12 protein-coding genes are annotated in these 12,780 nt (G+C 67.0%); 1 reads left to right on the top strand and 11 read right to left on the bottom strand.

The features are described 5' to 3' along the window. Positions 1–29 precede the first annotated feature (29 nt). From OEJ36_RS22440 to OEJ36_RS22480, 9 genes are all read right to left on the bottom strand, one after another. Positions 30–368, bottom strand: a complete 339-nt coding sequence (locus tag OEJ36_RS22440; RefSeq protein WP_263403426.1) for a hypothetical protein — start codon at positions 366–368, stop codon at positions 30–32. Next, entirely contained in the window at positions 365–2,803 is a 2,439-nt protein-coding gene (locus OEJ36_RS22445; RefSeq protein WP_263403427.1) for a hypothetical protein, read from the bottom strand. The genes OEJ36_RS22440 and OEJ36_RS22445 overlap by 4 nt, the downstream gene beginning before the upstream one ends. Before the next feature lie 56 nt (positions 2,804–2,859). Further along, positions 2,860–3,663: a hypothetical protein gene (locus tag OEJ36_RS22450; RefSeq protein ID WP_263403428.1), complete on the bottom strand. Its 804-nt coding sequence runs from the start codon at positions 3,661–3,663 to the stop codon at positions 2,860–2,862. Further along, positions 3,660–4,250: an RNA polymerase sigma factor gene (locus OEJ36_RS22455; protein ID WP_021217583.1), complete on the bottom strand. Its 591-nt coding sequence runs from the start codon at positions 4,248–4,250 to the stop codon at positions 3,660–3,662. Before OEJ36_RS22455 ends, OEJ36_RS22450 begins: the two co-directional genes overlap by 4 nt. Position 4,251: 1 nt before the next feature. Then, on the bottom strand, positions 4,252–6,030 hold the full coding sequence (locus OEJ36_RS22460; protein ID WP_263403429.1) for a vWA domain-containing protein: 1,779 nt from the start codon (positions 6,028–6,030) through the stop codon (positions 4,252–4,254). Between the two features lie 222 nt (positions 6,031–6,252). Next, positions 6,253–7,692, bottom strand: coding sequence for a PLP-dependent aminotransferase family protein (locus tag OEJ36_RS22465; RefSeq protein WP_021217585.1), 1,440 nt, complete (start codon positions 7,690–7,692; stop codon positions 6,253–6,255). 209 nt (positions 7,693–7,901) lie between these two features. After that, complete coding sequence (locus tag OEJ36_RS22470) at positions 7,902–8,711, bottom strand: OmpA family protein (RefSeq protein WP_263403430.1); 810 nt, start codon at positions 8,709–8,711, stop codon at positions 7,902–7,904. Beyond that, positions 8,708–9,064: a DUF4398 domain-containing protein gene (locus tag OEJ36_RS22475; protein WP_374981886.1), complete on the bottom strand. Its 357-nt coding sequence runs from the start codon at positions 9,062–9,064 to the stop codon at positions 8,708–8,710. Before OEJ36_RS22475 ends, OEJ36_RS22470 begins: the two co-directional genes overlap by 4 nt. A gap of 12 nt (positions 9,065–9,076) precedes the next feature. Continuing rightward, positions 9,077–9,898, bottom strand: coding sequence for a substrate-binding periplasmic protein (locus OEJ36_RS22480; protein ID WP_263403431.1), 822 nt, complete (start codon positions 9,896–9,898; stop codon positions 9,077–9,079). Between the two features lie 114 nt (positions 9,899–10,012). On the opposite strand from OEJ36_RS22480, the gene OEJ36_RS22485 reads away from it, so the two are divergent. Continuing rightward, positions 10,013–10,936, top strand: a complete 924-nt coding sequence (locus tag OEJ36_RS22485; RefSeq protein WP_263403432.1) for an alpha/beta fold hydrolase — start codon at positions 10,013–10,015, stop codon at positions 10,934–10,936. Positions 10,937–10,997: 61 nt separating this feature from the next. Here OEJ36_RS22485 and OEJ36_RS22490 read toward each other — a convergent pair whose 3' ends face one another. Continuing rightward, on the bottom strand, positions 10,998–11,927 hold the full coding sequence (locus OEJ36_RS22490; protein WP_021217590.1) for an electron transfer flavoprotein subunit alpha/FixB family protein: 930 nt from the start codon (positions 11,925–11,927) through the stop codon (positions 10,998–11,000). Further along, the gene (locus OEJ36_RS22495) at positions 11,928–12,677 is read right to left on the bottom strand and encodes an electron transfer flavoprotein subunit beta/FixA family protein (protein ID WP_031287067.1); all 750 of its coding nucleotides are present in this window, start codon (positions 12,675–12,677) and stop codon (positions 11,928–11,930) included. It lies immediately after the preceding gene. Between the last annotated feature and the right edge of the window lie 103 nt (positions 12,678–12,780).

The raw sequence follows: 12,780 nt of genomic DNA on the forward strand, positions 1-12,780 counted from the left end.
AACCCCGAGCCCGGGAACTTGCCAAAGCTTTACACCCCTTCCCGACCGGTAAAGACCGCCCAGATCAGCAGGCCGAAGGCCAGGGTGTGGATCAGGCTGCCGAGCAGGTTGATGGCGGCGTAGAAGTACATGGGCTCCGCGTCGGGCCAGATATCGAAGGCCAGGGTCGGGATCAACGCGTACAGGGCCATGTTGATGCCCTGCCACACCAGCAGGATCAGCATGCTGGCCAGGCACAGGCCGGCGGCGCGGGGCTGGGCGCGCCAGTAGCGGGCAGCCAGGGCGCACCCCAGCAGCCAGACCACCACCAGGGGCACCAGGCCGATGGAGGTGAACAGCGAGAGGATGGCGGAGGGGCTATCGGTCATGGGGTTCTCCAAGGGTCGAGGTGTCTTGTGTCCTGTTGCAGCCAGAGGCCGAAGCGTTCCTGCTCCGCATCGGGCAGCCAGAGGTGACCTTCGTGGCGCAGTGCTTGGGGTGGCAGCGCCAGCAGGTCGGCGAGGTCGAAGCGCTGCAGTTCGCCGGCATCGTCCTCCACCTCGTAGTCATAGGCGTGCACCCGCAGCAGCAGGCCATGGGCGTCGAAGCCTTCGAAGCAGGGCATCTTGCCGATGGCGTTGAAGGGCTGGCGCAGCGTGCGCTCGTGGGTGTCCAGCAACAGCAGGTGCCAGAGCTGGTCGGCGCCGGCCAGGGGGTCGTAGCAGTCGTTGAGTGTGGTGAGCGCCAGGTAGCGGCCATCGGCGGACCAGATCATCGCCGGGCCGAGGTTGGCGACAGCGCAGTTGGACGCCGTGAGCAGGCAGCCACCCTGGCGAGGCTCCTGGGGCCGCAGGTAGTTGTCGGCGTAGGTGCTTTCACAGCCGAACAGCCAGGCGGCATCCTGGCCAGCCGGTGCCGGCAAGACGAAGTCTCCCACGGCGTTGGAAACGGGCGGGCGCTCGGCCAGGCGCCAGGCCGGCAAGAGCTGCAGGGCATCGGGAGCAAGCGCTACACGTGCCACGCCATAGCAGAAGCGCTCACTGTCATCGGCGACGAAGGCAGCGGCATGGCCCGCCACCGGGGCCGCCACGGTGAAGCGCTGCAGCGGGCTGGATTCGCGCCCTTCGGGCAGGCGCCCGAGAATGTGCGCGAGGCTGACGACGCCCTCACGGAAGTCATGCAGCCGGGCAATCAGCAAGGGTGGGTCCAGCACCAGCAGCCGGCGCTCTCGGATATCCGCCACCACCAAGCGATGGGGCAGCGCCGGCGCTTCGGCGAAGGCCACCAGGGCCAGGTAGCGGCCGCAGTCGGAGATACGGTGATCGAGGCACCACTCGCCTTCCAGTTGCCAATCGCCAATGCGGCAGGCGAAGGCGCCCTGGCGGCCGTCGGCTCCATCGCGCAGCCAGTCCAGGTGGGGCTCTACGCCATTGATCGCATCCTGCAGGCGCAGGCTGCTGCCGTGGCGCCCTCCCCCTTGCAGCGGCGAGCCCAGGCTCAGGCGGGTCAGGGAGTGCTCACCCGCGAGGGCACGGCCCCGTTCATCGAGCCCAGCGAGGATTTCACTGTCGCTGTGGATGCTGTAGAGGCCATAACCGAAACCCAGGCGGTCGGTGGCGGCGTAGTCGAGATACGCCGTGCGCCATAGCTGTTGTTCGTCGAGGCGCAGGGGCATGCCCAGGTTGAGGCGCGGCTCGCCCTCCAGGGCCTGCCAGGGCTCCTCCAGCTGACGCCAGCCGGCCTCCTCCTCCCACAACCAGCAGTCGTTGCTCCACCCCCGCTCCAGCTCGGCGGTCGGGCGCGCACGGCACACCAGGGCACGGCCATCGTCGCGCCAGATCACCGCTTCGCCGTCCGCCAGCAACAGGCCGCTGGGCTGGTCGTCGAGCCACAGCTCGCAGGCGGGGTTGGCCAGGGGGGCGAGCGGGTTATCCAGCTCGCGCAAGCTGGCCGGCAGATACGGCAGGCCACGCAGGCGGTGCACGCCGGCGGGAGCGGGAAAGTCGCGGGTGACGGGCAAGCGCTCGACCCAGGCCGGGCTGAGCCAGAGGTCGCCGAGCGCGACGAAGTCTTCGCCCTGGGCGCTGGCCAGCAACTCATCGAGGCGCACCTCACGGGCCTGGTTGGCCACCAGCGGGCTGTAGCGGCCGCGCAGCACCTCGCCATCGAAGGCATCCAGCTCCCAGAACTGCTGGCCGTTGGCGCACTGGTACAAGCGGCGCAGCTGGCGGTCGAAGATCACCAGGCCCCATTCGCCCCGCGAGGGGATGGGCGCGGCAAGGTAACGGCCGTCACTGGAGAAGCACAGCGAGGTGCCCAGCCCCTCCAGCACCACGCCGTCGGGCAGCAGGTGGTCGCAGAAGGCGGGCCCGCCCATGGCGATTTCGCTCCAGTTGAAGCTGTGCACCGGCTGGCCCTCGGGCGTCAGCAGCGGGCCATCGCTGCCCCAGGCGTTGGCACCCGGCTTGGGCTCGGCGATACCCAGGCGGCGCTCCCAGGCGGCCAGCGCGGCGAGGCCGCAGAACACGGCGACTATGCCGGCGAAGATGCCCCAGTAGCCGGGTAGCGCGCGACCGACGCCAATGCCCAGGCCGATCATGGCGCAGGACAGCTGCGGGTTGAGGCGCCGCGCCAGGGTCATGCGGCCCAGGCGCGCGGCGAGGCCCACGACCAGGGCGAACAGCGCCACCAGGGCGGCCGACAACGGCAGGGGCAGCCAGGCGCAGATGACGATGGGCAGGATGGTCAGCGCCAGCTGCACCAACAGCTCCAGCAGCAGGCGGCCGAAGCTCTTGTCGTCAGGCTCGGTGGATGGGATGGACAATCGCGCGCTCCTTGCGCCGCTCACAGCCCCGGCGGTTCACCACCGCCGGGGCCAAATCAGCGGCGTTTCCCGAGCCGATCCAGCTCGGCCTCGATATCCAGTTGCGGGTTGGCTTCACGCAGGCGCGCCAGCAACGCGTCGGCGGCCTGGGTATCGCCCTTCTCGCGCAGTTGCAACAGCTCTTCGAGTTGCTCCACCAGGGTGGCTTCCTTGGCCTTGCCCGGTGCCATGCGCGGCTTGGCGGCCAGGGCGGAGGCTTCGGCCTTCATGGTTTCGACGGCCTGCTCGCGCACTTCGGCCTGGTCGGACAGGGCATCCACCGGAGCCTGGCGCTCGGCCTCTTCGGCCAGGCGCGAGGCCGCCATCTTCTTCGCCTCGCGGGCCATCTGCGATGCCTCGGCCGGCGCCGGAGCGGCGTAGGCCTGGATGGATGGCTCCGGGGCACTCTCCATGCTCCCGGCCACGGCGGTGTCGCCGGCCGCGACGCTGGAGCGGGCTATCGGTGCAGCAGCGGGCGCGACGGGCACGATGGGCGCCGGCATCATCATCGCCGCCGGGGCCGGGGCGCTGTTGCCGTAGTCGAGGTCAGGGCGGTCGAGGTTGCGCCAGGTAAGGCTGACACCGATGCCCAGGCAGGCCAGGCCGGCGAAGGCCACCGACCAGCGCTGGCGACCACCGGGGCCGAACAGCCAGGCATGCAGGCGCTCAGCCAGGTTCGGCGTGGCGGGACGCACGGCGGCACGCGCCGCGGCGAGGATGCGCGCATCCAGCTCGGCGGACGGTTCACCCCCTTCATGGGCACGGAAGTGGGCGAGCATCTGCTGCTCCAGCCCATCCGGCTTGCGTGGGTCCTGGTTCATGTGGATACCTCCTCGGTGGCGGCCGGATCGGCCAGCAACCGACGTAGCTTCTGCATCGCGTAGCGCAGGCGGCTCTTCACCGTCTCGGCGGGCGTGCGGGTCATCTCGGCGATCTCGTGCACTTCGAGGTCGCCATGGGCGCGCAGCAGGAACACCTCGCGCTGCTCGCCGGGCAGCTCTTCCAGGGCGGCCTGCAGGCGCTGGCGGTCGCGGCTGAGGCTGAGCTGCTCCGCCGGGTCCTCGCTGCTGCCAGGCAGGGCATCGCCATGGGCCTGCTCGTCGAATTCCTCGACACGCCCGTTCAGCCGCCCGTGCTTGCGCCAATGGTCGATCAGGCGGTTGCGGGCGATCTGGTAGAGCCAGGTCTTGAAGGCCACCTGCTCGCGCTGCTCGGTGGCGCTGCGGATCAGGTTCAGCCAGGTTTCCTGGAAGATCTCCTCGGCCAGGCTGGCGTCGCCGCACAGCCCGCAGAGAAAACGGTAGAGGCCGAGGCGATGGCGTGCGTAGAGCACGCCAAAGGCCTCGGCATCGCCGTGTCGGTAGCGCCGCAGCAGGGCGGCGTCGTCATCCGTGATGGGTTCGCTCAAGTCACTCGATCCGTGCCTGTGAAGGAGTTGGATTTTGCAGGCTTTGTGCGAGTTCGACCAGTTGCACGAACTCCCCGCGCAGACCGAAGCGGTCTTCACCCTTGGCGCCCCGGGCCAGCTTGGCGCTGTCGGCGAAGGAGAAGCTGCCGGTGTATTGCCCGCCCTTGAGCTGCTGGGCGAAGGCGGCCACCGCCGTGGCGAAGCGCAGGTCTTCGCTGGCGTCCTTCAGGGCCGGCACGTCACCGGCGGCGATGGGGCGTTCCAGCAGCTTGCTCTGCTCGCTGCCCGGCGCCTTGTAGCGGATGCGCAGCCAGGCCAGCTCGGAGGATTTGCCATCGGCCTTCTGCGCCTGCTGGTAGCGCAGCGGCTCCAGCCAACCCTTGCCGCCGACCGGGACGATCTCGTAGAGCGCAGTAACGGTGTGGCCCGCGCCGATCTCGCCGGCATCGACCTTGTCGTTGCTGAAGTCTTCGCGCTTGAGGACGCGGTTCTCGTAGCCCAGCAGGCGGTATTCGCTGACCTGGGCGGGGTTGAACTCGACCTGCAGCTTGACGTCCTTGGCCACCACCTTGAGGGTCGAGCTGAGCTGGTCCACCAGCACCTTGCGCGCCTCGCGCAGGCTGTCGATGTAGGCGTAGTTGCCGTCGCCGGCATCGGCCAGTTGCTCCATCAGCTGTTCGTTGTAGTTGTCGGTGCCGAAGCCCAGGGTGGTCAGCGAGACCCCGCCCTTGCGCTTCTCGGCGGCCAGCTGCTTGAGGCTTTCGAAGTCGCTGATGCCGACGTTGAAGTCGCCGTCGGTGGCCAGCAGGATGCGGTTGATGCCGTTCTTCAGCAGGCCCTTCTGCGCTTCGTCATAGGCCATCTGGATGCCGGATTCGCCCGCGGTGGAGCCGCCGGCGGCGAGCTGGTCGATGGCGGCGCGGATCTTCGCCTTGTCGCTGCCGGGGGTGGATTCGAGCACCACGCGGGCTTCCCCGGCATAGGTGACCAGGGAGACGCGGTCTTCGGCGCGCAGCTGGTCCACCAGCAGCTTGAGGGTGCCCTGGACCATGGGCAGGCCGTCGCGGCGGTCCATGGAGCCGGAGACGTCCACCAGGAACACCAGATTGGCCGGCGGCAGCTGCTCGACCTGGGTGTCGGAGGCCTTGATGGCGATGCGCAGCAGGCGCGCCTCGGGGTTCCAGGGCGAACGCGCCAGCTCGGTGCCGATGCCGAAGGGCACATCGCCCTGGGGCAGCGGGTAGGCGTAGGGGAAGTAGTTGATCAGCTCTTCCAGGCGCACCGCGTCCTTGGGCGGCAGTTGCCCGTCGTTGAGGAAGCGACGGACGTTGGCGTAGCCGCCGGTGTCGACATCGATGCTGAAGGTGGAGACCGGGTCGCTGGCCACGGCATGGATGGGGTTGTCGGCCAGGTGCGCGTACTGCTCGCGACCCTCGTCGCGGTAGCCGGCGGCCAGGGCGTCGCTCATGGGCGCGGGGGCCACGGGCATGACCATCGACCCCGCCACCGCGATGGGGGCCGAGCGCTTGGCCATCGGCGCGGGGGCATAGGCGGCATTCGGCTCGGCGGCGGGCTTGGCCAGCTCCTGCAGGCGCGCGTCATCGCTGTTGGCGCTCAGCGAGCCGGTGACTTCGGCTGCGGTTTCGACCTTGGCCTTGGTCTCGCTCGCACCGGGCGTGGTGCCGGATTCATGCCCCTGGCAGGCAGCCAGGGCAAGCAGCAGGCCTGCGGCGAAACCGGCGGCGAGGGGTTGGCGGAGCAGTGCGGCGGGGGTGGTCATGGCGTGTCTCCTGGGGACGGAATGTCCATACGCACCAGTAGACGGAGGCGCCGATCGGGTCGGGTTAAGGCGGAGTGAAATTATTTTGGGGCGGGGCGTGGACCCTGGGGGCGAATTCACTCGCGATGATCGCCGTGCCAGGCCATCGCGGTTGAAACCGCGCCCACAATCGGGGCATCACCGATCGATGCAGCCCGGGCTTCAGCCCGGGGCCGGCCGGCATCAGAAGTAGCTGCCGGCTTCCTGGCACAACTGCTTGGCGAGCATGCCCAAGGTCATGATGGCGCGCTCCGCCTCGCGGTTCCACGGGATGCCGCAGTTGAGCCGCACGCAGTGGTTGAACTGCTCGGTGTTACTGAAGATCAGCCCCGGCGCGATGCTGATGCCCTGCTGCAGCGCGCGGACGTGCAGGTCCTTGGTGTTGACCTTGGCCGGCAGGCTGATCCACAGGATGAAGCCGCCGTTGGGCCGGCTCATCTGCGTGCCTTCGGGGAAGTACTGCTGCACCCCCAGCTGGAAGGCGGTGAGGTTCTTGCGGTACTCCTGGCGGATGTAGCGCAGGTGCCGGTCGTAGCCGCCGTTCTCCAGGTAGGCGGCGACGCCCATCTGGGTGACGCTGCACGCGGAGTGGGTGCTGAAGGTTTGCAGGCGCTGGATTTCCTCCTGGTACTTGCCGGCGATGATCCAGCCGATGCGCACACCCGGGGACAGCGTCTTGGAGAAGCTGGAGCAGTACACCACACGCCCTTCGCGGTCGTGGGCCTTGAGCGCCTTGGAGGGGCCCTGCTCGAACATCAGTTCGCCGTAGATATCGTCCTCGATGATCTGGATGTCGAAGTCCGACGCCAGGCGCAGCAGCTGCTTCTGGCGCTCCTCGGGAATGGTGCCGCCCAGGGGGTTGCTGAGGCGCGAGGTGAGCACCAGGGCCTTGATCGGCCACTGGTTGGCGGCCAGTTGCAGAGCCTCCAGGCTGATGCCGGTGGTGGGGTCGCTGGGGATCTCGATGACCTTGAGGCCGAGCAGGTCCGCCAGTTGCAGCAGGCCGTAATAGGTGGGCGACTCGGCGGCGATCAGGTCGCCGGGGCGGGTCAGCACGCGCAGGCTCATCTGCAGCGCATCCACGCAGCCATGGGTGATGACCACGTCGGTGGGGTTGACCACCACGCCGGCGTCGCGCATGCGGATCGCCACCTGGCGGCGCAGCGGCTCGAAGCCGGGGCTGAACATATAGCTGAAGGCGCGCGGGCTGTGGAAGCGGGTGACCTTGGCCAGTTGCTGGTGCAGCGCACGGACCGGCAGGTAGTCCACATGGGGCACGGCGGCGCCCAGGGGGAACACGCCCTCGCGGCGGGACTCGGTGAGCACCTGGTTGATGATGCTAGCGCGGGTGACCAGGCCCGGCCGCTCGACCCGGGCGATATCCGGGGTGGAGGCGGTCAGTGCCGGGGTCTGGTGCACGTAGAAGCCGGACTGCGGGCGCGCGCGGATCAGCCCCTGATCCTCCAGGTTGGCGTAGGCCTGCAGCACCGTGGCATGGCTGACATTGAGCTGCGAGCTCATCTTGCGCACCGAGGGCACGCGCTCGCCGGGCTGGTAGACACCACGGCGGATGTCTTCGGCCAGTTGCTGGGCGATGCGTTGATAGAGCAACAGATTGGTCATGGCGGCGACACCTGGTTCACTGGACCGAAACAGTACCGGAGCAGTAACAAATTGCACCGGTACAGCACAGGAAATTGTGGGCCATACAGTGCGCTTTCGCCAGTGACTGTATCGCTTCAGTCCGCCGTGACTTCTCTATTGGGTGCAGCTGTACGGGCAATAAAAAACCCCGGGAGCCGAAGCCGCCGGGGTTCCTGGAACAGCTGGGGTCAGCGGGGGTCGCCGAGCTTGCCCTTCTCGTCGGAGAACACGATCTCGACGCGACGGTTCTGCGCCCGGCCATGGGACGAGGCGTTTTCGGCCACCGGGAAGGCTTCACCGTAGCCGACCACTTCCATGCGCTTGGCGTCGACGCCGAGGTCGCTCAGGACGTCGGCCACCGCCTGCGCACGGTCACGGGACAGGGCGAGGTTCTCTTCGCGAACACCGCTGCTGTCGGTGTAACCCTCGATGCGCACCACGCGACGCGGGTTGATCTGGAGGAACTGCACCAGCTTGAGCACGGTGCGGTTGGCCGAGGCCTTGAGTTCGGCACGGCCAGTGTCGAAGAGCACGTCGCCCAGGGTCATCACCAGGCCGCGGTCGGTTTCGGTGGCGGCCAGGGCGACCATCTGCTCTTCCATCCAGTCGCCCTGCTGCTGGGCGCTGAGCAGCTTGGCCTCGCGCAGGGCCAGTTGCAGGCGCTCCTGGTCGACTTGCAGCTTGGCGGCGCGTTCCTGGTTGAGGTTCAGCTCGCTGTGCTGGCTGGCGATCTCGCTGTAGCGCTCGCTCAGGTAGGCGTAGTGCTCGACGTCCTGGTCGTTGCCCAGGTAGTTGGACAGGCGCTCGGCGCGGGCCAGGGATTCACCGGCGCGGATCACGTCCTTCGGTGCGCTGCGCAGCACGTCCGGATCTTCCTTGACCTTCTGGAACTGGGTGCGGGCGGCGTCGAGGCTGTCTTCGGCACGCTGCGGGTTGGCGCAGCCGGCGAGCAGGCCGAGACCCAGCAACAGGCCAGCGAGGGTGATACGAGGGCTCATTGCAGTTCCCCCAGTTGCTTGCGCAGGCGGTTGATGCGGGCAGTGATGTCAGCGAGCTGGGCCTTGCTCTTGGCGGTCAGTACCTTGGATTCGGCCAGGCGGGCATCCAGCTCGGCCTGTTCGGCGAGGACGCGGGCGCGCTTGTAGTCCTGCTCCCCCATGTTCTTCTGCGCCAGGGCGAGCTTTTCTTCCGCCTGTTTCATTTCGGGGAGCTGCTCGCTGTTGGCACCCACGGCCCGGGCCTGGGCCACGGCCTGTTCGGTGAGGCGGAGCTGCTCCACGGGAGCGGGGTCATTGGCACAGCCGGCCAAGGCGAGGACAGCCAGGCCGATGGCCAGAATGCGTTGTTCGATCACGGAGGTTTCCTAGGGTTTCGGAGCGCTGGCCGGCTGCAATTGCTGAGCCTTCCAACGCTCGAGATTGCGCTGCAAGAAGACTTGCGGGGCACCTGCGGCGGTCAATTCTGTCATTTTTTTCGCCAGTTGTCCGCGCAGCCAGGGGTCGTTGCAGGCCGAGTTGTGGGACAGCGTGAGGTACAGGCCCTCGCTGGAGATCGGCGGCTCCAGGGCTTCAAGGTCATCGGCCATGCCGAGCGTATCGGCCAGGGCGAGGCCCGGGTAGCGCTCGTAGAGCACGTACTCGGTGCGCTCCAGCACGAGCTTCTGGTAGGCCTGGGTGAGGCTCGGCACTTCCTCGAGGGTGAGGTTGGCCTTGGCGAAGGCGTCGAAGGCCTGGCCGAAGCTGTTGTTCACCAGGGTGCCGCCGGTGTGGCCGAGCAGGTCTTGCCACTGGGTGTAGGGGAAGCCGTGGCCACGCTTGACCCAGACCACGCTGGGGGTATCGAGGAAGGCCGGGTGGACGTAGTCCATGGTTTCCAGCCGCGGCAGGGTGAGGAAGGCGCCGGCGAGCAGGTCGACGCGGCCGGTGCGCACCTCGTCCTGGGCGCGGGACCAGGGGCCGGTGTAGAGGATGTCGATCTTCAGCCCGAGCTCTTCGCCGATGCGCTTGAGCAGATCGGCATTGGCGCCGACCAGCAGCTTGGGGTTCTGCGGATCACGCCACAGGTACGGCGGGTACTCGGGGTTGCCCGTGGCGACCAGGCGCTCGCACTTGCCGGCCGCATGACCCTGCCCCGACAGCGTGGCCAGGACCAGCAACAACGGAGCGATGAATGGGCGTATGTGCATCAGGGGCTTCCTGGACCGGACCTTGGTTTGGGCAATGCGCGCACGGCGCTGCATCCCTCTAGCGTCATGCTAGCTTAGGCGAACTGCAATAATTTTTTGCGATAAGGACGCGCCATGAAAAAACTGCTTATCGGACTTGTGACGTTGCTGGCAGCGCTGGCCGCCACCCTGTACTTCTCCCCCGCCGCCCTGATGGCCACGGCGCGCTTCGTGGAGTGTCAGCTGGCGGGGTTTTCCGCCCACAGCACGACGGTCGGCGACCTGGATATCGCCTATTACGAAGGCGGCCCGGCCAGCGGCGAAACCCTGGTCATGGTCCATGGTTTCGGTGCCAACAAGGACAACTGGCTGCGCATGGCGCGGCACTTCACCGACCGCTATCGCGTGATCGCCCTGGACCTGCCCGGCTTCGGCGACAGCAGCAGGCCGGCCGGCAGCTACGACGTCGGCACCCAAGCCGAGCGACTGGCCTCTTTCATCGCCACCCTGGGCGCCGGCAAGGTGCACCTGGTGGGCAATTCCATGGGCGGGCACATCGTCGCCCTCTACGCCGCGCGCTACCCGCAACAGGTGCGCTCGCTGGCGCTGTTCGACAACGCCGGTGTCACCGCCCCGCACAAGAGCGAACTGTACGAGCGACTGGAGCGCGGCGATGCCAACCCGTTGATCGTGGCCTCGGTCGCGGACTACGACCAGCTGATGGACTTCGTCTTCGTCGAGAAACCGCCGATGCCCGGCTCGCTGAAGCGCTACCTCGCCGAGCAATCGATGGCCAACCGCGAGCATTACCAGCAGGTCTTCCAGCACCTGGTGCAGCGCTACGTGCCGCTGGAGCCGGAGCTGCCGAAGATCACCGCCCCGACCCTGCTGCTGTGGGGCGACCGGGACCGGGTGCTGGATGTGTCGAGCATCGAGGTGATGAAGCCCCTGCTGGGCAAATCCAGCGTGGTGGTGATGAAGGATTGCGGCCACGTGCCGATGATCGAGCGCCCGGCCGAAACCGCCGCGCACTACCAGGCCTTCCTCGATTCCCTGTGATTTCGCAGGCAATAAAAAACCCGCTCGATGAGCGGGTTTTTCATGGGTGCGGAAAACTGGATCAGACCAGTTTTTCCAGCTCCGGTACGGCTTCGAACAGGTCAGCCACCAGGCCGTAGTCAGCCACCTGGAAAATCGGGGCTTCTTCGTCCTTGTTGATCGCGACGATGACCTTGGAGTCTTTCATGCCCGCCAGGTGCTGGATGGCACCGGAGATACCGACCGCGATGTACAGCTGCGGAGCGACGATCTTGCCGGTCTGGCCAACCTGCATGTCGTTCGGCACGAAGCCGGCGTCGACAGCGGCGCGGGAAGCACCGACGGCAGCGCCCAGCTTGTCGGCCAGGGCGTACAGGTGCTTGAAGTTGTCACCGTTCTGCATGCCACGGCCGCCGGAAACGACGATCTTGGCAGCGGTCAGTTCCGGACGGTCGGACTTGGCCAGTTCTTCACCCACGAAGGCGGACTTGCCAGCGTCGCTACCGGCACCGACGGCTTCGATGGCAGCGGAACCGCCTTCAGCGGCAACCGGGTCGAAACCAGTGGTACGCACGGTGATGACCTTGACCGAAGCCGAGGACTGCACGGTGGCGATGGCGTTACCGGCGTAGATCGGGCGCTTGAAGGTATCGGCGCTTTCGACCGCGATGATCTCGGAGATCTGGTCAACGTCCAGCTGGGCGGCAACGCGCGGCAGGAAGTTTTTGCCGTTGGTGGTGGCGGGAGCCAGGATGTGGCTGTAGCCCTTGCCCAATTCGGCGATCAGCGGCGCGACGTTTTCCGGCAGCTGATGAGCGAAGGCGGCGTTGTCGGCAACCAGGACCTTGGAAACGCCAGCGACCTTGGCAGCGGCTTCGGCAGCAGCGCCGACACCGGCACCAGCGACCAGGACGTGGATGTCGCCACCGATCTTCTGGGCAGCGGCAACGGTATTCAGCGTGGCAGCGGCCAGGGCGGCATTGGTGTGTTCAGCGATAACCAGGATAGTCATTTAGATTACCTTCGCCTCGTTCTTCAGTTTCTCGACCAGTTCAGCCACGGACTTGACCTTGATGCCGGCGCTGCGGGCAGCAGGCGCTTCGACTTTCAGGGTCTTGACGGTGGAGGCGGTGGAAACGCCCAGGGCGTCCGGGGTGACCACGTCCAGCGGCTTTTTCTTGGCCTTCATGATGTTCGGCAGCGACGCATAGCGCGGCTCGTTCAGGCGCAGGTCGGTGGTGACGATAGCCGGCAGGTTCAGGGCTACGGTCTGCAGGCCGCCGTCGATCTCACGGGTGACGTTGACCTTGTCGCCAGCAACTTCGACCTTGGAGGCGAAGGTGCCCTGGGCGTAGCCGGTGAGGGCGCCGAGCATCTGGCCGGTCTGGTTGTTGTCGCTGTCGATGGCCTGTTTGCCAAGGATCACCAGCTGGGGCTGTTCCTTGTCGGTAACGGCTTTGAGCAGCTTGGCCACGGCCAGGGAGCTGAGCTCTTCTGCGCTCTCGACCAGGATGGCACGATCGGCACCAAGAGCCAGGGCGGTACGCAGCTGCTCTTGAGCAGTGGCCGGGCCGATGGTGACGACGACGATCTCAGTCGCCACGCCCTTTTCCTTCAGACGGACGGCTTCTTCCACGGCGATTTCGCAGAAGGGGTTCATCGACATCTTGACGTTGGCGAGGTCGACGCCGGAGTTGTCCGCCTTGACGCGAACCTTGACGTTGTAGTCGACCACTCGTTTGACAGCTACAAGAACCTTCATGGATTCCTCGTTACTCTCCGGTGAATAAGAATGTCGCCAAGGACGAGCCTCTGGCGGGTGATGCTCGTCGGCCGGAACCGACGGTCAGCCCATACGGCGAGCG

Origin of the sequence: Pseudomonas sp. PDM13, assembly GCF_025685765.1 — a bacterium.
Lineage (GTDB): Bacteria > Pseudomonadota > Gammaproteobacteria > Pseudomonadales > Pseudomonadaceae > Metapseudomonas > Metapseudomonas solani.

Coding starts and splice junctions, on each gene's coding strand:
- OEJ36_RS22440 (WP_263403426.1), bottom strand. CDS start 368: ATGACCGATAGCCCCTCCGCCATCCTCTCGCTGTTCACCTCCATCGGC.
- OEJ36_RS22450 (WP_263403428.1), bottom strand. CDS start 3,663: ATGAACCAGGACCCACGCAAGCCGGATGGGCTGGAGCAGCAGATGCTC.
- OEJ36_RS22460 (WP_263403429.1), bottom strand. CDS start 6,030: ATGACCACCCCCGCCGCACTGCTCCGCCAACCCCTCGCCGCCGGTTTC.
- OEJ36_RS22465 (WP_021217585.1), bottom strand. CDS start 7,692: ATGACCAATCTGTTGCTCTATCAACGCATCGCCCAGCAACTGGCCGAA.
- OEJ36_RS22470 (WP_263403430.1), bottom strand. CDS start 8,711: ATGAGCCCTCGTATCACCCTCGCTGGCCTGTTGCTGGGTCTCGGCCTG.
- OEJ36_RS22480 (WP_263403431.1), bottom strand. CDS start 9,898: ATGCACATACGCCCATTCATCGCTCCGTTGTTGCTGGTCCTGGCCACG.
- OEJ36_RS22485 (WP_263403432.1), top strand. CDS start 10,013: ATGAAAAAACTGCTTATCGGACTTGTGACGTTGCTGGCAGCGCTGGCC.
- OEJ36_RS22490 (WP_021217590.1), bottom strand. CDS start 11,927: ATGACTATCCTGGTTATCGCTGAACACACCAATGCCGCCCTGGCCGCT.
- OEJ36_RS22495 (WP_031287067.1), bottom strand. CDS start 12,677: ATGAAGGTTCTTGTAGCTGTCAAACGAGTGGTCGACTACAACGTCAAG.